General features: G+C 61.5%; 26 protein-coding genes, 2 tRNA genes and 2 pseudogenes. 15 read left to right on the forward strand and 15 right to left on the reverse strand.

The window, feature by feature from the left end; all coding sequences use genetic code 11:
- Positions 1-16: 16 nt before the first annotated feature.
- Positions 17-295: a hypothetical protein gene (locus N2600_RS03795; RefSeq protein WP_260298023.1), complete on the reverse strand. Its 279-nt coding sequence runs from the start codon at positions 293-295 to the stop codon at positions 17-19.
- Between the two features lie 308 nt (positions 296-603).
- Positions 604-801 (reverse strand): hypothetical protein, encoded by a 198-nt coding sequence (locus N2600_RS03800; protein WP_260298024.1) that lies wholly within the window; start codon positions 799-801, stop codon positions 604-606.
- 124 nt (positions 802-925) lie between these two features.
- Between N2600_RS03800 and N2600_RS03805 the strand changes: the two genes are divergently transcribed.
- Positions 926-1171 (forward strand): hypothetical protein, encoded by a 246-nt coding sequence (locus N2600_RS03805; protein ID WP_003546063.1) that lies wholly within the window; start codon positions 926-928, stop codon positions 1169-1171.
- Positions 1172-1231: 60 nt separating this feature from the next.
- On the opposite strand, the gene N2600_RS03810 is transcribed toward N2600_RS03805, so the two are convergent.
- Positions 1232-1624, reverse strand: a complete 393-nt coding sequence (locus N2600_RS03810) for a hypothetical protein (protein ID WP_017963181.1) — start codon at positions 1622-1624, stop codon at positions 1232-1234.
- Between the two features lie 339 nt (positions 1625-1963).
- Between N2600_RS03810 and N2600_RS03815 the strand changes: the two genes are divergently transcribed.
- Together N2600_RS03815 and N2600_RS03820 are read left to right on the forward strand one after the other, a co-directional pair.
- Positions 1964-2875 carry a DUF1499 domain-containing protein gene (locus N2600_RS03815; protein WP_260298025.1) on the forward strand — a complete coding sequence of 304 codons (912 nt, stop codon included), beginning with the start codon at positions 1964-1966 and terminating at the stop codon, positions 2873-2875.
- A 672-nt stretch (positions 2876-3547) separates the two neighbouring features.
- Positions 3548-4534 carry an IS110 family transposase gene (locus tag N2600_RS03820; RefSeq protein WP_260298027.1) on the forward strand — a complete coding sequence of 329 codons (987 nt, stop codon included), beginning with the start codon at positions 3548-3550 and terminating at the stop codon, positions 4532-4534.
- 201 nt (positions 4535-4735) lie between these two features.
- On the opposite strand, the gene N2600_RS03825 is transcribed toward N2600_RS03820, so the two are convergent.
- Genes N2600_RS03825 through N2600_RS03835 form a run of 3 tightly spaced genes read right to left on the reverse strand, consistent with a single transcriptional unit; the run spans position 4736 to position 7836 of the window.
- Positions 4736-6457: an SDR family oxidoreductase gene (locus N2600_RS03825; RefSeq protein ID WP_260298029.1), complete on the reverse strand. Its 1722-nt coding sequence runs from the start codon at positions 6455-6457 to the stop codon at positions 4736-4738.
- Complete coding sequence (locus N2600_RS03830) at positions 6454-6903, reverse strand: thiol-disulfide oxidoreductase DCC family protein (RefSeq protein ID WP_260298873.1); 450 nt, start codon at positions 6901-6903, stop codon at positions 6454-6456. The genes N2600_RS03825 and N2600_RS03830 overlap by 4 nt, the downstream gene beginning before the upstream one ends.
- A 24-nt stretch (positions 6904-6927) precedes the next feature.
- Positions 6928-7836 carry an MBL fold metallo-hydrolase gene (locus N2600_RS03835; protein WP_260298030.1) on the reverse strand — a complete coding sequence of 303 codons (909 nt, stop codon included), beginning with the start codon at positions 7834-7836 and terminating at the stop codon, positions 6928-6930.
- Positions 7837-7996: 160 nt separating this feature from the next.
- Here N2600_RS03835 and N2600_RS03840 point away from each other — a divergent pair.
- Positions 7997-8070, forward strand: a tRNA-Gln gene (locus N2600_RS03840).
- Between the two features lie 242 nt (positions 8071-8312).
- On the opposite strand, the pseudogene N2600_RS03845 reads toward N2600_RS03840, so the two are convergent.
- A pseudogene (locus tag N2600_RS03845) lies at positions 8313-8492 on the reverse strand (OST-HTH/LOTUS domain-containing protein); the annotation flags it as partial.
- Between the two features lie 132 nt (positions 8493-8624).
- A complete protein-coding gene (locus N2600_RS03850; RefSeq protein WP_260298031.1) occupies positions 8625-9404 on the reverse strand; it encodes an SDR family NAD(P)-dependent oxidoreductase in 780 nt (259 codons plus the stop codon).
- Between the two features lie 240 nt (positions 9405-9644).
- On the opposite strand from N2600_RS03850, the gene N2600_RS03855 reads away from it, so the two are divergent.
- Positions 9645-10778, forward strand: a complete 1134-nt coding sequence (locus tag N2600_RS03855) for a Fic family protein (protein WP_260298032.1) — start codon at positions 9645-9647, stop codon at positions 10776-10778.
- Between the two features lie 14 nt (positions 10779-10792).
- Here the strand turns inward: N2600_RS03855 and N2600_RS03860 are convergent, their stop codons facing one another.
- Together N2600_RS03860 and N2600_RS03865 are read right to left on the reverse strand one after the other, a co-directional pair.
- Positions 10793-11572 (reverse strand): SDR family NAD(P)-dependent oxidoreductase, encoded by a 780-nt coding sequence (locus N2600_RS03860; protein ID WP_260298033.1) that lies wholly within the window; start codon positions 11570-11572, stop codon positions 10793-10795.
- A 450-nt stretch (positions 11573-12022) separates the two neighbouring features.
- The gene (locus N2600_RS03865) at positions 12023-12631 is read right to left on the reverse strand and encodes a TetR/AcrR family transcriptional regulator (protein WP_260298034.1); all 609 of its coding nucleotides are present in this window, start codon (positions 12629-12631) and stop codon (positions 12023-12025) included.
- A 111-nt stretch (positions 12632-12742) separates the two neighbouring features.
- Here N2600_RS03865 and N2600_RS03870 point away from each other — a divergent pair, with 111 nt between their 5' ends.
- The 4 genes from N2600_RS03870 (at position 12743) to N2600_RS03885 (ending at position 18947) form a co-directional block, all read left to right on the forward strand.
- Positions 12743-13429: a PspA/IM30 family protein gene (locus N2600_RS03870; RefSeq protein WP_260298035.1), complete on the forward strand. Its 687-nt coding sequence runs from the start codon at positions 12743-12745 to the stop codon at positions 13427-13429.
- 49 nt (positions 13430-13478) lie between these two features.
- Positions 13479-13760, forward strand: coding sequence for a YiaA/YiaB family inner membrane protein (locus N2600_RS03875; protein WP_260298036.1), 282 nt, complete (start codon positions 13479-13481; stop codon positions 13758-13760).
- 94 nt (positions 13761-13854) lie between these two features.
- Complete coding sequence (locus tag N2600_RS03880; RefSeq protein ID WP_260298038.1) at positions 13855-17250, forward strand: acyl-[ACP]--phospholipid O-acyltransferase; 3396 nt, start codon at positions 13855-13857, stop codon at positions 17248-17250.
- Between the two features lie 389 nt (positions 17251-17639).
- Positions 17640-18947 carry an IS4 family transposase gene (locus N2600_RS03885; RefSeq protein WP_260298039.1) on the forward strand — a complete coding sequence of 436 codons (1308 nt, stop codon included), beginning with the start codon at positions 17640-17642 and terminating at the stop codon, positions 18945-18947.
- Between the two features lie 225 nt (positions 18948-19172).
- Here the strand turns inward: N2600_RS03885 and N2600_RS03890 are convergent, their stop codons facing one another.
- Positions 19173-19481, reverse strand: a complete 309-nt coding sequence (locus tag N2600_RS03890) for a hypothetical protein (protein ID WP_260298040.1) — start codon at positions 19479-19481, stop codon at positions 19173-19175.
- 179 nt (positions 19482-19660) lie between these two features.
- On the opposite strand from N2600_RS03890, the gene dinB reads away from it, so the two are divergent.
- On the forward strand, positions 19661-20749 hold the full coding sequence (gene dinB, locus N2600_RS03895) for a DNA polymerase IV (protein ID WP_260298041.1): 1089 nt from the start codon (positions 19661-19663) through the stop codon (positions 20747-20749).
- 77 nt (positions 20750-20826) lie between these two features.
- Here dinB and N2600_RS03900 read toward each other — a convergent pair whose 3' ends face one another.
- Entirely contained in the window at positions 20827-21162 is a 336-nt protein-coding gene (locus N2600_RS03900; RefSeq protein ID WP_260298043.1) for a DUF982 domain-containing protein, read from the reverse strand.
- 199 nt (positions 21163-21361) lie between these two features.
- Here N2600_RS03900 and N2600_RS03905 point away from each other — a divergent pair.
- Positions 21362-21583 (forward strand): annotated as a pseudogene (locus tag N2600_RS03905) (hypothetical protein); the annotation flags it as partial.
- A gap of 217 nt (positions 21584-21800) precedes the next feature.
- Here N2600_RS03905 and N2600_RS03910 read toward each other — a convergent pair.
- Entirely contained in the window at positions 21801-22208 is a 408-nt protein-coding gene (locus N2600_RS03910) for a hypothetical protein (RefSeq protein ID WP_017963207.1), read from the reverse strand.
- A 262-nt stretch (positions 22209-22470) separates the two neighbouring features.
- Here N2600_RS03910 and N2600_RS03915 point away from each other — a divergent pair.
- Positions 22471-22547, forward strand: a tRNA-Pro gene (locus tag N2600_RS03915).
- A gap of 145 nt (positions 22548-22692) precedes the next feature.
- On the opposite strand, the gene ligD is transcribed toward N2600_RS03915, so the two are convergent.
- Together ligD and N2600_RS03925 are read right to left on the reverse strand one after the other, a co-directional pair.
- Positions 22693-23757 carry a non-homologous end-joining DNA ligase gene (gene ligD, locus N2600_RS03920; RefSeq protein ID WP_260298874.1) on the reverse strand — a complete coding sequence of 355 codons (1065 nt, stop codon included), beginning with the start codon at positions 23755-23757 and terminating at the stop codon, positions 22693-22695.
- Between the two features lie 42 nt (positions 23758-23799).
- Positions 23800-24186, reverse strand: a complete 387-nt coding sequence (locus N2600_RS03925; protein ID WP_260298045.1) for a DUF1917 domain-containing protein — start codon at positions 24184-24186, stop codon at positions 23800-23802.
- 501 nt (positions 24187-24687) lie between these two features.
- Between N2600_RS03925 and N2600_RS03930 the strand changes: the two genes are divergently transcribed.
- Genes N2600_RS03930 through N2600_RS03940 form a run of 3 tightly spaced genes read left to right on the forward strand, consistent with a single transcriptional unit; the run spans position 24688 to position 25624 of the window.
- The gene (locus N2600_RS03930; RefSeq protein WP_260298047.1) at positions 24688-25017 is read left to right on the forward strand and encodes a hypothetical protein; all 330 of its coding nucleotides are present in this window, start codon (positions 24688-24690) and stop codon (positions 25015-25017) included.
- Entirely contained in the window at positions 25014-25232 is a 219-nt protein-coding gene (locus N2600_RS03935) for a hypothetical protein (RefSeq protein WP_260298048.1), read from the forward strand. Before N2600_RS03930 ends, N2600_RS03935 begins: the two co-directional genes overlap by 4 nt.
- Positions 25229-25624: a Uma2 family endonuclease gene (locus N2600_RS03940; protein WP_260298049.1), complete on the forward strand. Its 396-nt coding sequence runs from the start codon at positions 25229-25231 to the stop codon at positions 25622-25624. Before N2600_RS03935 ends, N2600_RS03940 begins: the two co-directional genes overlap by 4 nt.
- Positions 25625-26211 lie beyond the last annotated feature (587 nt).

Consider the following 26211-nt stretch of genomic DNA (forward strand, 5'->3'; position numbering starts at 1 on the left):
AGGGCGCCCGTGGCAATCAGTGGTGATGCCGCCAGTGATTGCCGTAGACATAAGGTCCGTTCAGATCCCAGGCCATGTCGTTCATCAGCTCGGCACTTTGCGCCCGCGATTCGGCGCGCCGGTCGAGATCGATGCGCTGCAGGCAGGTGGCAAACCCATCCGTGCCGCGGCGGAAGCCATAGCCCAGGCACCGCTGGTCATCCGCCGCCCGCCGCTCCTCCGGCGTCATCGTCTGGCAGGCGGACAGCCCGGCGACGATGGCGGCGAGGGCGGTGATGAGAATAGGGATGCGCATGGGTGTGGTCCTTGGACTGCTTTTCCCTGAGGAAAGGCCATTCGGGCGGGGTCGTCAAGCTAGTGCCTCGGTTCGGATATTGCCGAGACTGGGTGATTAGGCGAGCCGTGTACCGTGCGGCCCCCTCATCCGCCCTACGGGCACCTTCTCCCCGAGGGGAGAAGAGGGCATCGAGACGTTGCGGCACATTCCCTTCTCCCCAGCGGGGAGAAGGTGGCCCGAAGGGTCGGATGAGGGGGCCGCACGGCACGCCATTCATTGTTGCCTTCGCTTGCGCTCAGCGCATTCGCGACTTTGCGGCTCACCCTTCACGCCGCCCCAGCCGGATCCCCGATCGGCAGCAGCGCCGGATCAACCGGCGGATCCAGAGGGTTCTTCGTATCATCCGGATTCTGCGCCGGCGTCAGTGGCGGTTTTTGCTGGATGCGATCGGGAGTGCCTGATGTCGGCGTCGGGCCGCGCGGCGTATCGGCATTGGGTGTCGGGATCGGGTGTTTGTTGGGCATGAGTGCCTCCTTTTCGAAAAAGGAACGGCAGGCTTGGCACTTGGTTCCACTTTTGCCGGCCAACCTTTCTATGCATCAGGGCCATTCCTATGTATGAGGAAAGCTTGCAAACCTTGGAACGAGCATGGCCCTTCGCGATCGATTTTCGAAAAAACTGAACTGTCCGCAATGCGGCAATGAGGGCTTTGCCGAGGCCTCGGAAGTCGATGATCCCAAGCGCAAGCATCCGGATTTCAAGGTCGATCAGCTGCCGCGCGGCTTTGGCGTGCAGCGGCCGTCCAATCATCAGGAAAATTTCGTCATCAAATGCGAATGCGGACGCAAGTTCCCCTTCCGCAGCGTCGCCGAAGCTGCGGCCGAGCGCCGGTAGAGCAATTCCAGGAACAGTGTGAAGCGGTTTTCCGTCCGGAATTGCGTAAAAAAATGAAACTCAGATTCGCTGCAGCACCTCGATGAAGGCATCGGCGAAACGCACCAGCGGCGCGGTCTCTTCGTCGGGTGCCTGCATGCGGATTTCCGTGCCGTTATCATCGAGCAGCGCCAGCACGACGCGCATCTCCTGGCCATCGCCCGGAATGCGAAGCACGGCGATGCGCCGGCAATCCTGGACGAGGCCGCCGGCTGGCAGGTCGAACAGCAATTCGCCACCGGAGCGTGCGGCGGCCTGGCGCACCGCCGCGCAGAAGTCGGTATCGCCGCCGGCATAACTTTCGAGCGAAAGTTCGAGCTCGAGCAGCTCCAGCGGCAGCATCGTTTCGGACTGGTGGTCGATCCCGCCAAGCGCGGACGCCTGCGGCCTTGCTGCCATCTCGGGTGAAATCATCCCGTCTCTCCTCTGTATCTGGAGATGAAACCGCGGCAGAATGGCCTTTTTTTGACATATCAGCAAGGGCTTATAGAGAAGGCCCCGTTTCGCCATGGCCATCGCCCAGGATTCCAACGCAATGCTTCAGACAATCGTTTCAATTTAGCCGAATCTTGCCCCAGATCCGGATGACTTTAGGCCGGGCCGGCCTAAAATCTGAATCCCGATCTAAATCAAAGAATAGAGCATGATGTCGTCCGAAAACCGCTTCACACTTTTCGGCATCATGCTCTAAACAGGGTTGAGGCGATTTGCGTGGTCGAACGCGCGGGCGCTGACGAGCAACCGGTAAGTTTGATGGCCATCCGCTATGACCGCCCCGTTTCCAGCGCCGCCCGCTTTTCGCGGCTGCTCGGGGCGTTTTCCCTGGTGCTGGCGCTGGCTGTTATGATCGCCCATCGTTTCGGTGGCCTCGCCACACCTTATCTGGTGCTGCTCTTGATTGCCGCCGCCGGCGGCGCGCTTCTCGCTGTCATGCTCGCCGCACTCGGGCTGCGCAGCCTCTGGATGACGGGGGCCGAAGGCGGGCTGGCGGCGCTGGCGGCGCTGATTTATGCCGCCTTTCCGCTGGCCTTTGGCGCCTATACCACCGAGCGTTACCTGACGCTGCCTGATATCTATGACGTTTCCACCGATCCGGTCGCCGCACCCGACTGGCTTTCGCAGCCGTATTTCAACCAGATCTGGCTGAAGCGCAAGGTTGAGGTGACGCCCGAGGATCGCGAAAAGCAGCTCGCCGCCTATCCCGAACTCACCGGCCGGCGCTATGAGGGCGCGCTCGACCGCGTGCTCGAAGCGGTGCGCAAAGTCGCCAAGATGAGCGGCATGACCATCACCAGGAGCAGTGGCGACACCGAGCCCGGCCGCGATCCCGAGGACAGACCGGTCAAGCCGCCGGAGGCGAGCGACGATGCGGTGGCCGATGCGCCCGATATCATCCCCGTGCCGACGCCGCGCCCCTATGACAACGATGTCGCCAAGCTGATCCGCGGCGTCAACGGCGTGACGCTGCAGGGCACCACCCGCACGCTGATCCTCGGCCTGCGCTTCGATTTCATCATTCGGCTGCGCGAAGAGGCCGAAACCACCTTCGTCGACATCCGCGTCGCTTCCCGCTACGGCCAACACGACCTCGGCTTCAGCGCCGAGATCGCCGGCGATTATCTGAAGGCGCTGGATGCTGAGCTGCTGGGAATTGCGGGTGGGTGAGCAACGGTGCCGCCGCAGGCGGCAGCAATCGATCCAGTGAATCGATTGCAGTTGCGAACGCCCTGAGCCCAAGCGAAGGGCCGGGAGAGGGTGCGGCGGACTCGACGCCTTGTACCGCAGCGTCTCGATTCCCTCTTCTCCCCAGCGGGGAGAAGGTGCCCGTAGGGCGGATGAGGGGGCCGGCGAAGCCGGTCTTTTCAACAACACCATGTGAGTTCCACAACGCTCGCGTCGTCTCAGTCGCCGAATAGATTATTACGAGAGGTGTGTGCCGTGTAGCCCCTCATCCGGCTGCCGCCACCTTCTCCCCGTAAACGGGGCGAAGGGGATATTATGCCGCGACCTCTCGGTTCCCTCTTCTCCCCAGCGGGGAGAAGGTGCCCGTAGGGCGGATGAGGGGGCCGGCGAAGCCGGTCTTACCAACAACATTCATGCAGGATTCGACCGCGCTCGCGTCGGCATGGCGGGATAGTTAAGATGAGAGGGCGTGCCGTGCGGCCCCCTTGCATGTTCAAACTGCATCCGTTGATGATGGGTGCGACCCCTGGGGGATGGCCATCCCCCAGGGGTCGGACGGGCGGGACCGTAACCCCCTTGGCGTGAACCGGGGATGAGCCTGGTCCGCCCGTCCTTCGCGTTTGTCCTGAACAGATAGTGGGGAGCAGGTCCCGTATGCAAGGCAAGGTATCGTCCGAACGCACCGCGATGGCGACAGTTTATGTCGGCATCGATGTCTGTAAAGAGTGGCTGGACATTCATCTGCATCCTCTCGGCCGCAGTTTTCGGGTGACCAACGACACGGCCGGCCTGCGCCGCCTCAAGCGGGAGCTCGATGCGCTTGACCAGATGCCGCGCTCGGCGCTGCGTATCGTCATGGAAGCGACCGGCAAGTGGCATCGCGCCGTCCAGCGCTCGCTGCATGCCGATGGCTTTTACGTGTCGGTCGTCGATCCGCTGCGCGCCCGGCTGTTTGCCAAAGCCTGCGGCTTTCTCGCCAAGACCGATCGGCTCGATTCGCGGTTTCTGGCCATCATGGGAGAAGCCCTCAAGCCCGCACAGACCCCACCGCCGGACCAAGCGCTGGAAACCCTGCAGGAACTGGTCAATGCCCGATCTGCCGCCAATGGCGAACGCACCGCCCTGTCCAACCGGATGAAGACGGCCGTGACCGCTTTCCTGCGCAAGGAACTGACGCGCCGGCTTGCCGCGCTCGACACCCATATCGCAAGACTGGACGCCGAGATCGAGCGCAGCATCTGCGCCGATCCCGAGATGCGCCGCCGCCTCGACATCCTCATCTCCATTCCTGGCATCGGAGCCGTCACCGCCGCAAGCCTGATCGCTGGCCTTTGCGAACTTGGCGCCTGCTCCGGCAAGCAGGCCGCCATGCTGACCGGCCTTGCGCCGATTGCCTGCGAAAGTGGCGAGCGGGCCGGACATCGCTCCATCAGGGGCGGACGCCCAGCACCCAGGAACGCCATCTACATGGCCGCCCTGTCCGCCTCTCGTCACAACCCGGACCTCGCACGCTTCGCCGCAAGGCTGAAGAAAGTCGGAAAACCCAATAAGGTCGTCCTCGTCGCCGTCATGAGAAAGCTCATCGTCCTGGCAAACACCCTCATCACCAAAAACCGCATCTGGACACCAAATCCACCTTGACACCAAACACAGATGCTCATCCGACCCTTCGGGCCACCTTCTCCCCGCTGGGGAGAAGGGGAATCGCCGCGACCTCTCCGTTCCCCACTAACCTTTCGCAGGGCACGTCCCCTCGCCCCGCGAGCGGGGAGAGGGTTAGGGTGAGGGGCAGCTATCCGCGCAAACCGAACGGCGCATTTGCCACCCGCGCGAAGGGCAGCCTCACTCCACCACCAACCACCCCGTATACCGCACCACCAACCCCGTCAGCCGCCCGCCGATCTCCACGTGGAAGTGGAAGCGCCCATCCCGCTCCTCCTCATAGGTCTCCCCGCCAGGCGCCAGAAACATCGGCAGCGGAATCCCGAAAAACCGCCAGCCGCGCACCACGAGCCGCAGCTTTTCCCCATCCGGCGCCAGTGCCATCAGCACCCGGAACGGCCCGAAGACCTCGGCGAGCAGATGCCGCTCGCGGCCCTTTGCCTCGACCTGCCAGCTGCGGAAGATCGTGCCGCCGAAATCGCGTGTCCAGATCTCCTTGTTGCCATCGGCGGCGAAGCGCACCGTGACCGGCACATCCTCGCCCACGGGGGGAAAGCCGATCAGGCGCGCGACGATCCTCGCCAGCAGCCCGCCGCCGCGCTCGATCCGCGCCCGGCCGGAGGCGACGCGGGCGCCGCCGGCATGCAGGGCGGCGAGGGCGGGCGGCAGCTGATCCCAGGCGCTGCCGAGGATTCTCTGGTAGAGCGGCTGGCGTGCCTCCTCGTTTTCCATCGTGATGCCGGACGTGATCGAAAACCGCTGGAAGGCCGCTTCGAAATCCGCAAGCTGCAATTCGCCGGCCGCCGGCCGCGCCCCATTCTCCGGCCGCATGCCGGTCAGCAGCCGGCGCACCAGCGCTTCGACGCCGATCACGGGAATGAACGGCCCGTCATCACCTTCGGCAATCAGATGCCAGCCGGCTGTCAGTCTTTGTCCCGCGTGATCGACGCCGCCGACGCGGACAAACATGCCGCCGCGATGTTCGCCGATCGCGAAAGCGTGGCTGGCCCGCTGCAGCAGCCGCGCAAACGGCAGCAGCGACGGCAGCAGCCGGAGGCGGACGAGCCTTGCCGAGAAGCTGAGCAGGTGCTGCAGCGGCTGCGGCTCGGTGCCGACCCCGGTGAAAGTCGATTTGAGATCGGCAAAACGCGCCGGCAGCAGCTTGAGATCGGGCGCATCCACCAGCAGGAATTTCCGGCTGCGCAGCGGCTTAACCCCCGGCGGCGCCACCGTCACCCGCATCGCATCGATCAGCCCGCGCCCGGAAGCCGGCTGCCCATCGCGCAGCACCGTGATCTTCTTGCCGGCATAGCTTGATATCGCCCTCACGACATTGAGCCCGATCTTGACATGCGCCGATGGGGCAATGCCCGCCGCGACACTGTCGATCCGGGAGAAATGCGGCGCCATCGTCTCGAGCGCCGCGAAGGAAAGCGCAGGCAGGCTGCTCAGTCCCGACAGAGCGAAGGTACCCTTGGCCTTGGCCGTCGCATCGAGCCCACCGATGCCGGCGACGAAACCGGTGCTGTCGGCGATATCGGCATAATCGATGCCGAGATCGATGCAGGCCTCGATCACCTTATAGGCATCCTTCCCGAAGGTCTGGAACGGCCCCGAGGCATCGACGACGAGATGGGGCCTCAGCCGCGTCAGCTGTTCGGTGAGATCGCCGTCTCGGTCGAAGCTGACGGCCTGCACCATCGCGCCGAGATTGTTGCTTCCCAGGCCCTCGGCTCCATCTTTCGGCGTCCGGAGATCTGCAACGAAATCGTCGGCCTTTTCAAGCGAGCGCCCGACAACGAGCAGCCTGAGCCGCGGTTCATCGCCAAGCAGCCGGGCAAGCCGCCCGCCAAAGGTGCCGTAACCGCCGATGATGAGCAGCGAAAACCGGTCCTCGCTCATGTGATGAAGCGGCGCCGTTGCTCCGGCGTCGGCACCATGCAGCTTTGCCGGCCGGCAAGTTTCAGCCGGTTGCGGGCGATGAATTCATAGAGCGCATCGGCCGCCCGCCGCGGCAGCAGCCGGAAGATCTCGACCAGCGAATAGGGAAAGCCGAGGCCCGCCACCATGCGGATCGAGCCATCGGACTTGAAGAAGGCGCGGCCGTTTTCGATGAGGATATTGGTCTCATAGTCGCGCGCGTGCGGCCCGTAATGCCGGTAGAGCGCTTCGCCGAGCGGCGTCTGCGCGGCGAGGAAACGGTATCGCTGCCGCTTGTCATGTTTCAGCGCGAATTTCACCCAGCCGGAGCAGAACACGCATTCGCCATCGAAGACGATCAGCGGCCGGTCATCGGCAAAATCAGGCACATCAGGATCTTCGCGATAGCTGTATTCGGCGCGCCCCATGCTCATTTCTCCCCCTCATCTCCCTTACGCCGGCCGGTAGCTGGCGGCAAGCGAAGGCGGCCCATCCGCCGCAATCATACCGCGCTCTAAGAGATCCTCGATATGGGCGAGCACGGAAAGGGCGGCCGCCCCATGCAACTTCGGATCGGTATCGCGATAGATCGTCTTCACCATTTCGGCGATGCCACGATCGCCCGCCCGGATGCGCGCCAGCACCGCCTGCTCGCGCCCCAGCCGATGCGCCTTCAGCGCCCGCAGGAAACTTGCGGGGTCCGTCAACGGCCCGCCATGACCGGGCAGCAGCAGCTGGTCCTGGCGCTCGATCAGCTTCTCGAGCGAGGCCATGTAATCCGCCATCGAGCCATCCGGCGGCGCGACGATCGAAGTCGACCAGGCCATGACGTGATCGCCTGAGAACAGGATGTCACGGCCATCAAGCGCGAAGGCGGCATGATTGGCCGTGTGCCCCGGCGTCAGCACCGCGCTCAGCGCCCAGCCATCGCCCGAAATCGTCTCGCCATCGCCGATCGCAATGTCAGGCACGAAGGATAGATCCGAGCTTTCGGAGAAGGGATTGATCTCGCCCTCGCGCAGCGGCCGCGCCGGCCGGTGCGGCCCTTGCCCGACGGTCACCGCCCCCGTTGCCGCCTGCAGCCGCCTGGCCAGCGGCGAGTGATCGCGATGCGTGTGGCTGACGAAGATATGCGTCACCGCGCGGCCGCCAAGCGCCGCCATCAGCGCCTGAAAATGCGCCTCATCCTCCGGCCCGGGATCGATGACCGCGACCGAGGAGGAGCCGACGATATAGCTGTTGGTGCCGAAAAAGGTGAAAGGCCCGGGATTGTTCACTGTAACCCGCTCGACCCCTGAAACAACCGGCACGGCCTGCCCATAGGCCGGCTCGAAAGCGAGGTCGAATGCGGGACTGTCCATGAAGGAATGATCTCGGGCCGATGACGTCGCCAATTCCTAGCACGGCGGGGGCGGCTCGCGCATATAAATCTGCGCCGGGTTAAACTTAGTCATTGTGACAGGCGAAGAGCTTTGCTAATCAGGCGTCGATTTGAGCAGGCGGTTTCCGCTCAAGCTCTGGTGGGGCGTCGCCAAGCGGTAAGGCAACGGTTTTTGGTACCGTCATCCCTGGTTCGAATCCAGGCGCCCCAGCCACACTCAATTTCGCTTTTATTCCTGATCTTTGCGCCGCATGAAGCGGCGCGGGCCGTCTCCCATGTCATTATAAAGATAACCATAGGATCGTATTGATATCTTTACAAAGATATAGATATCGCGTCGCGGGTTGACCGCTTGAGCGGGGCAAGGTCAAAAGGTGCTCAATCATCCCGCAACCGGAGTGAAGCAACGCTCACATGTGCTCCGTCAGCCAGCGAGCTCCGTTAGTCACATAAGCACTACTTCTTTGAAGTTGGCTGCTTGAGGCGAATTCGCAGATGGCCGCCCTGCATCTGTTCGATGTCGAATGCACTCGTCTTGCGCACTAGGTCGCTCAGCTTACGGAAACCGTAGGTTCGCGGGTCGAAGTCGGATGACAGATTGGCGAGCTGCGTGCCGACTGCGCCATGCTTGCGCCACCGACATCAGACAGAGACGTCGATGAACTTTTTGCCGAAGGTGTCGGTTGAGCTTCAGCTTACTCGAAATCTTAAAGATCCGTTCGAGCACCGAACAAGCGCCGGCAATTCCGATAACCGGCCGGTCGTGCCTTACCCCCGCTCTGCGAAAAGCTGGACGCCAGTCAGTTCGGCGAGCCTCCCCACCAACGCATCCTGAAACCCAGGATCCGTCACCTCCACCGCCGCCTCCCGCCGCTGCCGATGATACCAGTAACCTCCGCTCACCTTCGCAGCTTCCTCCTCGCTTGCCGCAAGCCACGTCTGCGTAAGATGCCCCATCTCCAGGTCATCGGGCGCCCCGGCGCCGCCCATCTTCGTCGGCACCCAGCCGGGGTCCACCGCGTTGCTGAAAACATCCGGCCAATGGCGGGCGACGGCGGCGGCGAGGGTGGCGATGTAGAGCTTGCTTTCCGAATAGGCCTGGCTGGCGTTCCACGGCCGCTTCTTCCAGTCGATATCGCCAAGGGCGCTGCTGCCGCTGCGGTGCATGCCGCTGGTGAGATAGATGAGGCGATCGGGACGGGTGATCCAGGCGGTGAGCAGGTAGGGGGCAAGCACATTCACCGCCAGCGTCTTGGCGTGACCTTCCGGCGTTTCGCCCCGGCTTCTTTCGAGGTAGATGCCGGCATTGTGGATGACGGCGTCCATGCGGCCGATGGTATTGACCTGAAGGGCGATCGATCGCGTCTCGACGGCGCTGGCGAGATCGCCAATCACGATGCCGAGCGCCGCAGCCGAAATTTCGGAGATATCGGAGGCGCGCTCGCTGGAGCGGGCATGCAGCACGACCTCATGGCCCTCCTTCATCAGCGTGCGGGCGGCGGCAAGGCCGAGGCCATCGGTGGAACCGGTGATGAAGATGCGGCTCATGGGGTTTCCTTTCGCGGTCGTCGCGCGTTTGCCCGTTCTCGTTGCCAGCTTTGGTGCGAGCTCATTGACTCTCAAAGAATAGCGATTTCAGACCTCAAGCCAGGTTGACTGTCACGAATCAAACTCAAAACTGCTTGTCTATCAATATCTGCATTTTTTGATAGACAAACGCCCTTGAGTTGATCATGGTGCAGACAAGGCTATTTGCCTTGCAAATTTCGCGAAATCTGGAAGTCAAATATGGTCCAACATCCTCTCGACCTATCAGATGCTGTAGAATACCACTACGATCAGTTTCCTCCAGAGAGGATTGATGCCAACCAGCTTATAATGCCGATCGCCTCGGCATCAGCCGCGCTTGCCCGTTATGATCAGATGCTGAAAGGCATGCACAATAGTGAAATCCTGCTTGCGCCATTGCGCAATCAGGAAGCTGTCGTCTCATCCCGAATGGAAGGAACCGTAAGCACTCTCGACGAAGTCCTGCGGTATGAGGCAGATCAGGAGGAAAGCGGTAACGAGCCGGAAGGCCATTATCGGAATGAAGCGATCGAAGTCTTCCTCTATAGCCGAGCCCTGACCGCGGCGCAGCGCAGCATCGAGCAAGGCGCGCCCCTTTCAAGCTTCCTTATCAAGAGCGCTCACAAGGTTCTGCTCGGCTTTGGTCGAGGTGCACATCTTTCTCCCGGTGAGTTCAAGATCGAACAAAATTACCTGGCCGACCGCATGCGCCGCAAAGTGCATTTTGTCCCGATGCGCCCAGAGCAGCTTAATGATGGGATGGAGCGACTTTTCTCGTTCGTCGAGGATAGGAATTGGCAGATACTGATCAAGACGGCCGTCGCCCACCTTGAGTTTGAGGCATTGCATCCTTTTAAGGACGGCAATGGCCGAATCGGGCGAATGCTCATCACGCTAATGCTATGGAAATATGGAGCAATATCCGCTCCTCACTTCTATATCAGCAGCTATTTCGAAGATCGACGCGACGAATATATTGACAGGATGCGCGAGGTTTCGAAATCAGGTGCGTGGACCGAGTGGATTGTGTTCTTTCTAGAGGCGCTTGAAACCCAGGCGAATAAGAATCTTGCGACCGCAGAACGGATTCGTGATCTTTACGACGAGCTCAAGCGGGAATTTCCGCAGATCCTCACATCTCAATGGAGCACCTCGGCGCTCGACTTTTTGTTCTCGCGTCCCGTGTTCCGGAACAACGTATTTACAAGCAAATCGGGGATTCCGGAAGCAACTGCACACCGGTTCACGCGCATCCTGGTCGAGAAGGAGCTGGTTAAGACATTGGAGCCCTCCGCAGGCAGGCGTCCGGCTCTATACAGCTTTGAGCCGCTGCTGCGAATTGTTCGCGAATAGGCGCCGGCTGTGCCTCACCCGCGCTCTTCAAACAACCGAACCCCAGTCAACTCCGCCAGCTTCTCCACTAACGCATCCTGAAACCCAGGATCGCTAACCTCCGGCGCCGCCTCCCGCTGCTGGCGATGGTACCAATAACCACCGCTCACCTTCGCAGCTTCGTCCTCACTCGTCGCAAGCCACGTCTGCGTGAGATGCCCCATTTCGAGGTTGTCGGGCGCGCCGGCGCCGCCCATCTTTGTCGGCACCCAGCCGGGGTCCACGGCGTTGCTGAAAACATCCGGCCAATGGCGGGCGACGGCGGCGGCGAGGGTGGCGATGTAGAGCTTGCTTTCCGAATAGGCTTGGCTGGCGTTCCATGGCCGCTTCTTCCAGTCGATATCGCCAAGGGCGCTGCTGCCGCCGCGGTGCATGCCGCTGGTGAGATAGATGAGGCGATCGGGGCGGGTGGTCCAGGCGGTGAGCAGGTAGGGGGCAAGCACATTCACCGCCAGCGTCTTGGCGTGACCTTCCGGCGTTTCGCCCCGGCTTCTTTCGAGGTAGATGCCGGCATTGTGGATGACGGCGTCCATGCGGCCGATAGTGTTGACCTGAAGGGCGATCGATCGCGTTTCGACGGCGCTGGCGAGATCGCCGATCACGAGCCCAAGCGCCGCAGCCGAAATCTCGGAGATATCGGAGGCGCGCTCGCTGGAGCGGGCATGCAGCACGACCTCGTGGCCCTCCTTCATCAGGGTGCGAGCGGCGGCAAGGCCGAGGCCATCGGTGGAACCGGTGATGAAGATGCGGCTCATGGGGTTTCCTTTCGCGGGCGTGCGGGTTGGGCAGTCAAGCAGCCGTTAGCTGGTTGCTCAATGCGGGAGTTGGGGTGTGGGTTCCGCTCCGGCGCAGGTGAGGATCCCGGGAATTACCGATCGGGATATTTCGGCATGTAGAGTGGGGTTGAGACTAATGAATTTTCCCGCTCGGTAATATGGCTGGTGGCGCTTCGCAGGTCTGTCCTCTCAGCGTGAGGATTTACGGCCCCGTTCGTGCCGATTGCTGCCCCTCAGCCTAACCTACCGGGGTCGAGCCACTCGTCTCGACCCGTCCTTCGGACCCCCGTGAAAACGGGGCGAGGGGACGTGCCATGCGAGAGGTTGGCGACCGCATACATCAGCAGCGGGCATGGATCCTCGGCTCAAGGCCGAGGATGACGGAGGGTGGGGTGGCGTCCCACCACTAAACCAACGAAATCACCCCCATCACCCCCGCCGCCGCTCCGCCCCCGCCGCGATCGTCTGCACCAGTTCGTCCACCTCGCGCGCCAGCCGCTCCAGCGGCAGGCCGACGAAGCGGCCTTCGAGGCTGATGCTGATGACGCCATGCACGGCGCCGAAGAGGGTGCGGGCGCGGATGGCGCGGTCTTGCGCGGGCATGTCGGGCTGCAGTTCGGCCAGCGGTTCGGCGATCACGTCCATCAGGAAGAGGTGCTCGTCAAGATGCCATTGCGGCGTCGGGCTGGTTTCCGGCGGGAAGTGCTCGAACAGCGCCTTCCAGAGGTTCCGGTGCTCGACGGCGAAGCTGAGGTAACCCTGCGCCAGGTTGCGCAGCCGGTCGGTCGGCGGTTTGTCGCGGGTCTCGGGCAGGGTGAGCCTCGCCTCCAGCGCCTTCAGCGTCGCGGAGTTGACGTGGATGACGAGCTCGGCGAGGTCTGAAAAGACCGTGTAGAGGCCGCCGAGCGCGCAGCCGGCATCCTGGGTGATGTCGCGGGCCCTGAGATTATCAAGCCCGTCCCTGGCGATCCGCTCACGCGCCGCCTCGATCAGCCGGGCCTTCAGGTCTTCGCGTTTTTCCTCTCGTCTACCAGCCATTTACCATTCCACTTCGATTTTTTGAACGTCGTTCAAAATTTATCTTGAACGACGTTCATGATTCTGGCATAACACCTCTCGTGAACAACGTTCATAAACCGGAGGAAGGAAATGTTCAAACTGATTTCCATTTTGTTGCGGGGCAGGGTGCATGATGCCGAACAGGCTTTCGCCGACTGCCACGCCGTGCCGCTGCTTTCCCAGCAGATCCGCGATGCCGCCCAATCGATCCAGTCGGCGCGGCGCAGTGTCGCGGTCGCCATCGCCCAGAACGAGCAGGAGAAGGGGCAGCACGGGGCTATCGTTGCCCGCATCTCCGATTTGGAGAGCCGCGCCTCCGCCGCATTGGCGAAGGGCAATGAGGGGCTGGCCCGCGAGGCGGCCGAGGCGATCGCCTATCTCGAAGCCGAGCGCGATGCGTCCGAGAAGGCGCAGAGTCAGTTCACCGGGGCGATCGACAAGCTGAAGGGCATCGTCCGTGCCTCCGAAGCACGGCTGCAGGAGCTGCAGCGCGGCGAGCGGCTGGCGCGTGCCACGCAGGAGGCGCAGAAGCTCGATATTGCCATCGCCGGCCCAGGCTTTGCGACGCTCGACGATGCCGAAGAGACCCTGGCGCGCCTTCGCCTGCGCCAGAGCCAGAATGATCTGACGGCGGCTGCCCTGAAGGACATGGAAGGCGCCATCCGCCCGGCCGGCATTATCGAGAAGCTTGCCAATGCCGGCTTCGGCGCGCCGCTGCGCTCATCCGCCGATGATGTACTGGCGCGGCTGAAGAGCCGCATAACGCCTGCTGCCTGAAACCGCATCCATCCAACCATTCATCCATCGAACCTTAGGGACTAAGACAATGAACGACAGTTTCCAGAAACATTCCGCAAGCTGGGTCAGCTTCTCCTACATCTCCTTCGGCTCGGCCGCCTTCATGCTGGCGCTTGGCCTCTACATGATGCCGCTCGATCTCTGGGGCAAAGGCTATCTCGCCATGGGCATTTTGATGATGGTGCAGACCACGGTGAATATCACCAAGACGCTGCGCGACAACGCCGAATCCGAGAAGCTGATCCGCAAGGTCGAGGATGCCCGCACCGAAAAGCTGCTCGTCAAGTTCAATCGTAGCGATGAAGATTGATCTTGGTTAACCACAGCGCAGAGTTGTTGACGCATTCAACTTTTGCGTAACAACTCTGTGGCCTTCTCGTGTCAGCCGAAAGAGGAACGAGCCCGTGCAACACAATCTGATGACCTCAAGGAAATTCGCGCCGCTGTTCTGGACCCAGTTCCTCACGGCCTTCAACGACAATTTCCTCAAGAACACCCTGGTGTTCCTCATTCTCTTCAAGATGTCGGCCAGCGAGGGGGCTGCCCTGGTGACGCTCGCCGGCGTCATCCTGATCGTGCCCTTCCTGCTGCTGTCAGCACTCGGCGGCGAACTCGCCGACAAGCATGACAAGGCCAAGGTGGCCGAACTGTTGAAACGCTGCGAGATCGCGGTCGCCGCCCTGGCCGTTATCGGCCTGGCCTTCTCGTCCATCTTCGTATTGATGGCGGCGCTGTTCGGCTTCGGCATCGTCTCGGCGCTGTTCGGGCCGATCAAATACGGCATCCTGCCCGATCATCTCGAACGCCGCGACCTGCCGAAGGCCAATGCCTGGATCGAGGGCGGCACCTTCATCGCCATCCTCGCCGGCACGATCATCGCCGCATTCGCCTTCTCAGGCGGCGACAATGTGCTGATCTTCGGCACGATGATGATGGGGCTTTCGGTGCTCTGCTGGCTGGCGAGCCGGATGATCCCGCCCACCGGCTCCAAGGCGCCGGATCTTCAGATCGACCGCAATGTCATCCGCTCCAGCTACACCCTCATCATGGAAATCCGCCAGGACAAACGCCTGTGGCGCTCGGCGCTGATGAATTGCTGGTTCTGGCTGGTCGGCGCCTTCGTCCTCTCCATCCTGCCGACCATGGTGACCGAGCTGCTCGGCGGCTCCGAGATCGTCGTGCCGGCCTATCTCACCGTCTTTGCCATCGCCGTCGCCGTCGGCTCCGCCATTGCCGCCTGGATGTCCTCCGGCCGCATCGTGCTGCTGCCGGCCCCTGTCGGCACGGCGCTGCTCGGCCTCTTCAGCCTCGATCTCGCCTGGAACCTCTGGGGCCTGGCTTCGGTGAGCCATGCAACGACGATCGCCACCTTCTTCGCTGGCGAGAATACCATCCGCGTCGCCATCGATCTCGCCGGCATGGCAATCTCGGGCGCCTTCATCGCCGTTCCCACTTTCGCCGCCCTGCAGACCTGGGCGCATGAGGACCGTCGCGCCCGCGTCATCGGCGCCGCCAATGTGCTCTCGGCGCTGTTCATCACCGTCGGCCTCGGCCTCGTTGCCGCCGTCCAGGCGATGGGCGCTTCCATCCCTCAGATCCTGATCGGCCTCGGCATCATCAATTTCGCCGTTGCCTGGCTGATGCTGAAGATGCTGCCGACCAATCCCTTCCGCGATTTCATCTCGATCCTGTTCCGCGCCTTCATGCGCCTCGAGGTCGAAGGGCTTGAGAATATCAAGAAGGCCGGCCGCGCGCCGATCATCGCGCTCAACCATGTCAGCCTGCTCGATGGCGCCCTGGCGCTCGCCATCACCGAGGAGGAGCCGACCTTTGCCGTCGATTACAAGATCGCCCAGGCCTGGTGGGTGCGGCCCTTCCTGAAGATGTGCAAATTCCTGCCGCTCGACCCGACAAAGCCGATGGCGACGCGTTCGCTTATCAAGGTGGTGCAGGACGGCAACCCGATCGGCATCTTCCCCGAGGGCCGGCTGACGGTGACCGGCACGCTGATGAAGGTCTATGATGGTGCCGCCATGGTCGCCGACAAGACCGGCTCGATGGTGGTGCCGGTAAAGATCGACGGGCTGGAGAAGAGCTATCTCTCCTATCTCGACAATGGCAAGATCCGCCGCCGGCTGTTCCCCAAGGTCAAGGTCACCATTCTCGAGCCGGTGAAGCTCGATGTGCCGCCGGAGCTGAAAGGCCGCAAGCGCCGCACGGCGGCGGGTGCCGCCCTCTACCAGGTGATGTCGAACCTGCTGTTCCGGACCGCCGATACCTCGTCGACCGTGCTCGACCGCGTCATTCAGGCGGGCCACGAATTCGGCATGAAGAAGCTTGCTGTCGAAGATCCGGTCACCGGCCGCCTGACCTATGGCAAGCTGCTCACCGGGGCTGCCGTGCTCGGCGCCAAATTCCGCACGATGTTCCCGGAAAACAACCTCGGCGTCATGCTGCCGAATGCCAATGGCGCCGCCGCCACTCTTTTGGGCGTGATGACCGCGGGCAAGGTGCCGGCGATGCTGAACTTCACCGCCGGTGCCGCCAATATCCTCTCCGCCTGCAAGGCGGCTGAGGTCAAGCATGTGCTGACCTCGCGCGCCTTCGTCACCCAGGCGAAGCTCGGGCCCGTGATTGCCGAGATGGAAAAGCAGGTGACGATCGTCTGGCTCGACGATCTCCGGGCTGAAATCTCATTCAAGGACAAGATCATCGGTCTTCTCCGCAAGAGCCGGCCGCTGGTCAAGCGCCGGCCGGACGATCCCGCCGTCATCCTCTTCACCTCGGGCTCCGAAGGCACGCCGAAGGGCGTGGTGCTCAGCCACCGCAACATCCTGTCGAATGCCGCCCAGGCCGCTGCCCGCATCGATTTCCACAGCGGCGACAAGGTGTTCAACATCCTGCCGGTGTTCCATTCCTTCGGGCTGACGGCCGGCACCGTGCTGCCGCTGATCTCGGGCGTGCCGGTCTATTTCTATCCGTCGCCGCTGCATTACCGCATCGTGCCGGAGCTGATCTATGTCTCCAACGCCACGATCATCTTCGGCACCGATACCTTCCTCAACGGCTATGCGAGGACGGCCCATCCCTACGACTTCCGCTCGATCCGCTATATCTTCTCGGGCGCCGAGCCGGTGAAGGCCGCAACCCGCCAGACCTATATGGAAAAATTCGGCCTGCGCATCCTCGAAGGCTACGGCGTCACCGAGACGGCGCCGGTGATTTCGATCAACACGCCGATGTACAACAAGTCGGGCACCGTCGGCAAAATCCTGCCGGGCATGGAATGGAAGCTCGAACCGGTGCCCGGCATCGATGAGGGCGGCCGGCTGCATGTGCGCGGCGCCAATGTCATGGCCGGCTATCTCCGCGCCGAAAAGCCCGGCATACTCGAGCCGCTCGTCGACGGCTGGCACGACACCGGCGACATCGTCACCATCGACGAGGACGGTTTCGTCAAGATCCGCGGCCGCGCCAAACGCTTCGCCAAGATCGGCGGCGAAATGATCTCGCTCGCCGCCGTCGAGACGCTGGCCGCCGAGCTCTGGCCGGGCGCTCTCTCCGTCGTTTCCTCGCTGCCCGACGCCAAGAAGGGCGAGCGCCTGGTGCTGCTCACCGACGCCCCCACCGCCACCCGCGCCGAATTCCTCGCCTTCGCCAAATCCAGGGGCGCCATGGACATGATGGTGCCGGCCGAGGTCAATATCGGCAAGGTGCCGGTGCTGGGTTCCGGCAAGGTCGATTTCGTCGCGGCGCGGAAGTTGGCGGAAAGTGCGGTGCAGCCGGGGGAGGCGGCGTAGGCGTCGTGTGGCAGGCCTCAGGCGCAAACCGGAATTGTTGCAGGCGCGTTGCAAGACCCCTCCCCAACCCCTCCCCACAAGGGGGAGGGGCCAAGCCGTGGTCCCGGCGGCGACCAAAGGAGAGGTCCTGCCGGCTGTTACCGTTAGTTTGGTACGATGCGGGGTCACGTGAAGCAGTGCGGCACGTTAGCCCCTCCCCCTTGTGGGGAGCTAGGGCATATACATAAGTCGGTGCGACGGATTGACTCGGTTTGCGGGGGTCGGATTCCTTTACTGCGGGCCGTATGATTGTTTTGGCGACGTTTTGATTTGGGAGCGTCGCCGATGGATGTAGGGCATGATTTTTCGTTGGGCCGGTTTGGAGATCGTCGTCTCGATAAAGGGGGGCGGTGCTGCTCCGTCGCATTGTGCTGCGCGAGACGGTTTGCCTTCGCCAGTTGGCCGAGGGCAACCATTCGCAGGAGATCCGGTTCGGGCGTTTTCTCAACAACAGTGCGGTGAGCGTGGAAGAGATCATTGCCGGCTGGAGCCAAGAGACCCGGTCTGCGGTTGAGGGTCGCCACGTGCTGGCGCTGCAGGACACCAGCGAGATCAAGTTTGCGACGACGCCGGACAGCCGGCGGGAATTGGGCAAGATCAAAAAAGGCAATTGCTTTGGCCTTTTGCTGCATCCGATGCTGGCGCTCGATGCCGACACCGGCAGCTGCCTTGGCCTGGTGGGCGGCCGGGTCTGGACGCGGGGTAGCGAAGAGCTTACGCCGCATGCCGAGCGGCCGTTGAACGAAAAGGAATCGCGGCGCTGGGTGGAGACGGCAGAGGCGGCCAAACTGGTGCTTTCGCGTGCGGCCCGGGTCACGGCGATCGCCGACTGGGAGGGTGACTTCTTCATCATGTGGGCGCGCCTGCCCGATCGGCGCTTCGATCTTTTGTCGCGCGTCATGCATGACCATGCGCTCATCGACGGTTCCAAACTGCGCCGCGCGGTCGAAACGGTGGCGTTTTGCGATACTCAGACGATTGATCTGCGCGAGCGCGCCGACCGTCCGGCGCGGCAGGCGACGGTGTGCCTGCGCTTCGGCGAAGCGACGATCCGGCGGCCGCAAAACCTGCGCGAGGCCGGCCTGCCCGATGGCGTCAGGCTGAGCTGGGTCGAGATCGTTGAACCGGCCGCCCCCGACGGTGTCGAGCCCTTGCACTGGCTGCTCCTGACCACCCATTGGCTCAGCAGCCCGGCCGATGCCTGGCAGATCGTCGCCTGGTACAAGCAGCGCTGGATGATCGAGCAGTTCTTTCGGGTGATGAAGAACCAAGGCTTCAAGATCGAGGACAGCCAGTTGCATCTGGCGGCACGGCTGGAAAAGCTCGTCGCCATCGCCGCCAAGGCCGCAGCAATCGTCCTCCAGCTCGTCCAAGCCCGCAGCGGCGGCGATCACCAGCCGGCAAGCCTGACCTTCACGGCAGCCGAGATCGATACCCTCGCCGCCCTCGAAAGCCGTTTCAAGGGCACAACCAAGCTGCAGTCCAATCCCCACTCTAAGGCCTCGCTGGCTTGGGCCGCCTGGATCATCGCCAAGCTCGGCGGCTGGAACGGCTACGCCTCGGCCAAGCCGCCGGGCCCAATCACCTTCTTCAACGGCCTCAAATACTTTCGAGCCGTCGCCGATGGATGGGCTTTGCGAGATATGTATATGCCCTAGTTGTGGGGAGGGGTTGGGGAGGGGTCTTGAGACGGGCGCCGGCGCGGTGATCCCCCGCAGGATCGACAGGCAGACCCTGTCGAAATCGCTTTCGACAACTGGCTGCGCGTCTTTGCGCTGACCTGGAAGAACAGCCCGTCATCGTGAGGCTAGGACGATTTCGTCGCGCGGCTGGTCGTCTTGAAATTGCGCTCGGCGCGGATTTCGAGAGATTATCGGCCGCGCTCAGCGGCTCGATACACGCACTGCGCCGGCAGCTCGGAGACTGCGCTGGACGGCGGCGACCTGTCTGGATGCGATATCCACCGAGACCTCGATCTCGCTTTCGAGTGGCGCATCGCGACGGGCGCCATCGTCATGAGAGGCATCCCCGCCTGATGGCGCCGAGCCGGCGCTGTTCCGGTCGCTTGCCGATTGGATAAAGATGTCGGGCCTCGAAATCCCATGCTGCTGAACCAGATGTTCGACCGCCAGGTCGGCGGCTTCGCGTGTTTCGAACCTGGCTCGGATCGTGGTCGTGCTGTCGTCCGCCATTGGCTGCCTCCTGATATCGATGTCCACAGGATGAGAACGCCTTGGGCGGCTGGTAGTTTCGACGGCGGTCCCGGCGGCCGACTGGAATCGTTGATATCGCATTCCAAGCCTGCTATGTTCTGTTTTTGTTTCGGCGCGCAATTTCAGAGGCCGATCCCATCGCGATCGCTGAAGCCGCCATGAACGAGACAAGCTCACCCCCGATCCGGAAAATCGTCCATGTCGACATGGATGCTTTTTATGCGTCGGTCGAGCAGCGCGATAATGCGGACTTGCGCGGCAAACCGATTGCCGTCGGCGGGTCGGCCGCCCGGGGTGTGGTGGCGGCGGCGAGCTATGAGGCCCGCAAATTCGGTGTTCACTCGGCAATGCCGTCTGTGACCGCCAAGCGCAAATGTCCTGACCTGATCTTCGTGCCGCCGCGCTTTGCCGTCTACAAGGCGGTGTCGCAGCAGATCCGCGAGATCTTTGCCGAATACACGCCGCTGATCGAGCCGCTGTCGCTCGACGAGGCCTATCTCGATGTGACGCAAAATCTGAAGGGCATGACGATCGCCACCGAGGTCGCTCTGGAGATCCGAGCCAAGATTAAGCAAGTCACCGGCCTCAACGCGTCGGCCGGGATTTCCTACAACAAGTTCCTTGCCAAGATGGCAAGTGACCTCAACAAGCCGAACGGCCAGGCTGTGATCACGCCGAAGAACGGGCCGGCCTTCGTCGAGCAGCTTCCCGTCCGGAAATTCCATGGAGTCGGACCGGCGACCACTGAGAAGATGCATCAACTCGGGATCGACACAGGCGCCGATCTCAAGGAGAAGACACTGGAGTTCCTCGTCGAGCATTTCGGCAAGTCGGGGCCTTATTTTTACGGCATCGCCCGCGGCATCGACGAGCGCCAGGTCAAGCCCGACCGGGTGCGCAAATCCGTCGGCGCGGAAGATACCTTCTCAGAGGATCTCCACGCCTTCGAGCCTGCTCGCGAAGGGCTCCAGCCGCTGATCGAAAAGGTGTGGGCTTACTGCGAGGCCAACGGCATCGCCGCCAAGACAGTGACGCTCAAGGTGAAATATGCCGACTTCAGCCAGATCACGCGCAGCAAGACGGTTCTGACACCCCTGCCGGCAATCGCCGACCTCGAGGATCTGGTCAACCTGCTGCTCGCGCCGATCTTTCCGCCGCGAAAGGGCATACGGCTGCTCGGCGTCACCCTCTCTTCGCTGGAAGGACGAGCACCGGCCGCGGAACCGCAACTGCGGCTGACGTTTTAGACCGCCAGCATCGGCTGGGCGGAAGCGGCGTCACGCCGCGCGCTGGCATCCTGAGCTTTGCTCGCGCTCTCCTCGCGTCAATGCGCCTGGCGTCTTTGATATCGGTCGCCAACCTGACGCGCCGGCCTGGGCGGATGCGCGGCGGGTTTGGCCTTCCAGGGGGTCAGCACCGTCGGCATGCCGGCTTCGAGGCAGGCTGCGACAAAAGCCTCCCGCGCGACCATGCTCGGTATGATGCCGTTGAGGGCACCGCGACACGTCTTCACCGCCCGATCATGGCGCTCTCCATGACGCAGCGGCCACTCGTTTTCGAGAAAATCCAGGGCGTCGTAGACGCTTGTGAAGGCGCGCTCCAAACCGCACTGCAACCGGAGTCTCACCGGCCGAACCCATGGGACATCGTTCAGCGGCATTTTTTCCTCCTTTCACGCCACCAATGATCCTGATCGAAATGATATTGTGGGCGACAGCGGACCGTTCAAGAGCCTAGGACCAGCCCAATTTTTGATCGGCGCGATGACGCAAACATTGCGTCTCCGGCTGCCTCAGGCGTCCGGTGCACATCCTCGAACGACCGCGACGATCGTCCGTCGCCGCGTTGGATTTCATCCACCCGACGCCAAAAAGGGCGAGCGCCTGGTGCTCCTGACCGACGCCCCCACAGCCACCCGCGCCGAATTCCTCGCCTTCGCCGAATCCAAGGGCGCCATGGACATGATGGTGCCGGCCGAGGTCACCATCGGCAAGGTGCCGGTGCTCCGCTCCGGCAAGGTGGATTTCGTCGCGGCGCGGAAGTTGGTGGAGATGGCGGCACAGGGGGAGCAGGCGGCGTAAGGGCGCGGCTTATGAGATTGTTGAAATCTCAGCCCCTCACACTAACCCTCTCCCCGTAAACGGGGCGAGGGGACGTGCCCTGCCAGAGGTTGGTGTGGAACGGAGAGGTCGCGGCGTTGTCCCTTCGCCCCGCGAGCGGGGAGAAGGTGGCGGCAGCCGGATGAGGGGCGGCTCTCGGCACCAGGCAACAATGGCCCCGTGCCGAGGAAACCGTCCGTTACTTCTGTTCGGGCGCCAGAAACTCTGCGCAATAGGACGGGCCGTTGACGCCGGGGATGTCGGCGACGGTGCGGATGTCGCGGATCGTGTAATCGGAGTTGGTGGTGATTTCGGCCTGGCAGCGCAGATAGGCGGTGCGGGCTGACGCGATCTGCTTGCCGCGCTTGCCATCGGCGCCTTCGGCATATTTCGCCGGAATGCGCACGGTCTTGTAGCCGCCCCGCCAGGTATAGATTGTGCTCGATCCTTGCTCGCTGTCGCTGATCGGCGGCCCGTAGGCGGCAAAGAAGACGCCGGCCGATTTGCCCACCCAGCGGGCCTCGATCGGATTGCCGGCGGAGGGAATGGTCGTGCATCCGGCAAGCGCAATGGCAAGCCCGGCCGCGGTCATCATGCGGAAATTCATCGTGTCGTCCCTGATCTCTAGCGCATTGGCTGGCAAGCCGCCCCCGTGAGCGGTTTCGCCTGTCCCGTCTGCCCTTTAGCGCGGAACCCGGCAAAAGAAAATTGCCCCATTGAGACTTAAGTTCGATTTGCAGCAGGTGTGTCTTTTTGCTGCAGCCGCCGACCTCCCGACCTGTCACAACCCCGTCAAAATTTCCGCCGGCTTTTTGGAATTTGGTGCTTGTGCAACCAGATAGGCTGTTCTATAGAAGCGCCGCTGGTCACGGAGTGTAGCGCAGTCTGGTAGCGCACCACGTTCGGGACGTGGGGGTCGAGTGTTCGAATCACTCCACTCCGACCAGTCTGAAGCCCCGCTCCGGCGGGGTTTTTCGATTCTGCTAATACTGGTTCAAAATCTCCACCGGGATAAACACCGGGATAAAAGGCTCGGTGACTACGCGAACAGAGCGGCGTTCTTGCCAATTCTCATGAGGCGGGAGCAACCTTTAAGAGAAGTCGCCAATCTCAAATATCGCCTCTGCGTCATCCGAATCACGCAGCCCCTTAAAGCTCGCATGCCGCAGCTTCCGGTCGGCAGTCCATGCCCTGAACTCGACCTCGGCAATCAGCACCGGCCGAACATACGCGGCATCCCGCTTTTTCCTTCCGGTGTCGACCACAGGCTTGTCGACCACGATCTCATCGAGCTGTTTGCGTAACTCCGTCGCAGACCGCTCATTGAAACCGGTGCCCACGCCGCCAACGTAAGTCAGGTTGCCACTCTTCATTGCGGCTAGAAGCAGCCGACCGATCCCACCGAAGCCCGCAGTAGAGCGTTCATATCCGATGATCGCGAAACCTTCGCTCTGGATGCACTTAATCTTAATCCACTCGCCGCCTCGACCAGACCGATAAGGTTCGCCCCGACGCTTGGCGATGATGCCTTCCAGCCGGTGCTCGCATGCAGCAGCGAGGATCGCCGGGCCATCACCCTCGATTTCTTGCGATAGGCGGACGCCGCCATCAGCCTCAGTCGGGATCAAGTCTTCTAGGAGTTGGCGACGGCTCTCTTGTTCGAGACCTCGAAGATCGTGTCCGTCGAAATACAAAAGATCGAACGCCATAAAGAGGGCTTCGTCGGCGGATCGTTTGCCGATCCGTCCTCCTAAAGCTTGCTGAAGAGCGCCGAAATCCGAGCGTCCCATCGCATCCAGGACAACGGCCTCACCGTCTATGATGGCGGTCCCGACGGGCAGGGCCTTTGCGGCAGCTTGGATTGTTGGGAAGCGGTGCGTCCAATCATGTCCGCCTCGCGTTATGATACGGACTTTGCCATAATCGAGGTGGACAGCTACGCGATATCCATCCCATTTGATTTCATAAACCCAGTCCGGCCCGCTTGGTGCGGTAGGTTTCAAGAGCGCGAGGCACGGCTCAATACGATCCGGCATCGGGTCGAATGGGAGTGCTGGCTGCTCGGGATTGCGGCGTCGGCGACGGCTGCCCTTGAGCGGGGTCTCTGCTTCACGGAGGAGGGGCTTTGATGATGGCTTACTAGGGCGCTTGACCATGAACAAAAGTATATCAGCATTTGCTTAAAATGAGATTTATACTCACGGTCTCGGAAGAAGAGCCTCGAATTCCGACGAGCTATATAGGTATTCCTCGCGACCATCGAACGTCGCTAGGTCTGACTTGTATCGCAGATCGCCTTCAACATCGATCTCTCGCAACGTCCGCAAGGTCTCAGCTACAGTAAGCTCGTCCGACGCCGAGCAGTAGACACAAACCAGATGATGACCGATCCTCCGGACCAGCTCATGCGTCGATTTCTTTACCGCCAAGAGCCTGCCGCCGACGGCTGCATCTTCGATATCTTCCCAGACCAGACCGACATCAGGGATCGGAATCGGAACGAGCCATTTGCCGGTCGAAGAGTGATCGCTGTCCAGGACCTTGGACCTGAACCCGTTTTTCGAAATTGTTGGATGCCACAACATGCGGATCGATCTCGTCATCGCCGAACTGGACTTGAATGATTGTTACACAGATTGCATGTTACAAATCCGCCGACAGGACTTTTCAATGAAATATAAACTACAGGTGTGATCGATATGCAAAAATGGTATAATACCACAAATTCTAAGCAAAGAATGCTGATGTTCGTGGTTAGTGGCTTGCTTATATTCGCATGGGGTATCGGGCTAATCTTCCTCGCGCTCCTATTGTACTGTCACTTTGGTACTATGTCGGATGAGCCCGATCTAAACGCGATCCCCAAACCAGACACAAAGGAATATGTCGAATGGGCAAACAGCAAAGGGCGATGGGCTGACCGTAGCTAGATCAATGATGATCACCAAACTCATTAACGAAGCGATGCCTGCCATAAAGAGGATGGGCCGCACCGAGATCGAGAAAGCGCATGCTGCCCGGCGTCTACATGATCAGCAAGAAGATCGTCCGCGAATTTCCTGACGGACGGATCGAGGAGGTGCATCGTGACACCTGAGCAACAACGTCTGTTGATAGAGATTAACGAGGATTTCGAAGAACACCATGCCGTGGTCAATAGAAATCTTCGCATCAAGCGCATGCCTACCGGCCCGGGTTTCCGACTGCGCGATCTTGATAAGTATGCCGTGTTTCTCGACAGCACTCCAGCTGAGCAAGCCGAATTCATGAAGTCGGTGCACCCGGACGAACTTGAGTTCTACGAACAGCTCCTGATGTCGCGGATCGGGTTCGAAATCGCCGAGGAAAAGTCCGGGTCGATTACTGAAGATCGTGTTGCTCGAAACCCTGATCGGTATCGATGGGATAAGGAATGACGGTCGCGCGGGAGGTCTTGGAGCTGTCTGAACAGCACGGGGTTGTCGACCGCAATGGCTATCCGGAGTGGCTGGCAGATCAGCTCTGTCGAATAGAAGGCATCGAAGGTGACGAGACAATGGAGCTAATTGCGGCCCTTGGTCGTGACGGCATCCTGACATCTTTGGAGATGACTGACCTTACCCTCCGGCACATCCGCGAGCAACCAGAATGACGATTGACGAATTCCTGGCATGGGAAGTGCAACAACCCGGGCGCTACGAATTCCTTGACGGTCAGCCGGTCCCCTTGGAGGGATCGACGCAAGGCCGATCCCTCTTAATCTCCGATATCGCCGCGATCCTGAGGCCAACGGTTCGAGGCACCGGCATGCGCGTACTGATCAACTTCCGAGTCCGGGTCGGCGATGAGGTTCGGTATCCTGCCGTCGTGATCGATGCCGGACCGTATGTTGCAGATGCCTTGGAACCTTCGCAGCCATACGCGGTGATCGATGTCGACCGTCCTCGCGATTGGTCCGCTCTTCCGGATGTCCGATATCTTTCGTTGAAGACTGGGGACGATCCCGAAGAAGTGTTGACATTCATATCCGCGAGAACAAAATAGGAACATATTCCGCACGCCGAGTATGTTCGATGAAGCACAGAAAAGGGATCGATCTCGTCCGCAGCGACAGCGGCTACACCGTGGGCGAGGGCAGTGCTCGTGGCGAAGGTGCATCAGAACATTCGTTCCGGATAGAGGTCTGGTCTGAAGAGCCAGAAGCTGGGGGTGAACTTCTGGAAACCATCAGCAGCGCAACCGATTTCTCGGTGTCGGTTGCGGGATATCAAGCTGCCGTTCGGGCTCGGCCAGGCAAGGTCCTCGTGCATCTGAACGGGCGGCATAGGATATCGTGCGAGAGGGCACCGGACCCGCCGCTCCCTCTCTAATAAGGCCGACCAGGCGGCGGTGTCGGCCTCAAATCGAGAGCAGGTTACGTTTGAGAGCTTGGAGCATTGGTTTGTTCTGGGTGCCCGATGCAGCGCGTGTCAACATAAGGGCTGGCTCGACCGATGGGAACTAGGTCGACGCTTCGGCAAGCGAACTTCTATTGCCTCGTTGATCCCTAAACTCCGCTGCATAAAATGCCAAAACCGCACCGCGAATAAGTTCACAGCGGGCAAGATGAAGCGATAACGGATGCGTTCTAG

This window comes from Rhizobium sp. WSM1274 (assembly GCF_025200775.1).
Lineage (GTDB): Bacteria > Pseudomonadota > Alphaproteobacteria > Rhizobiales > Rhizobiaceae > Rhizobium > Rhizobium leguminosarum_I.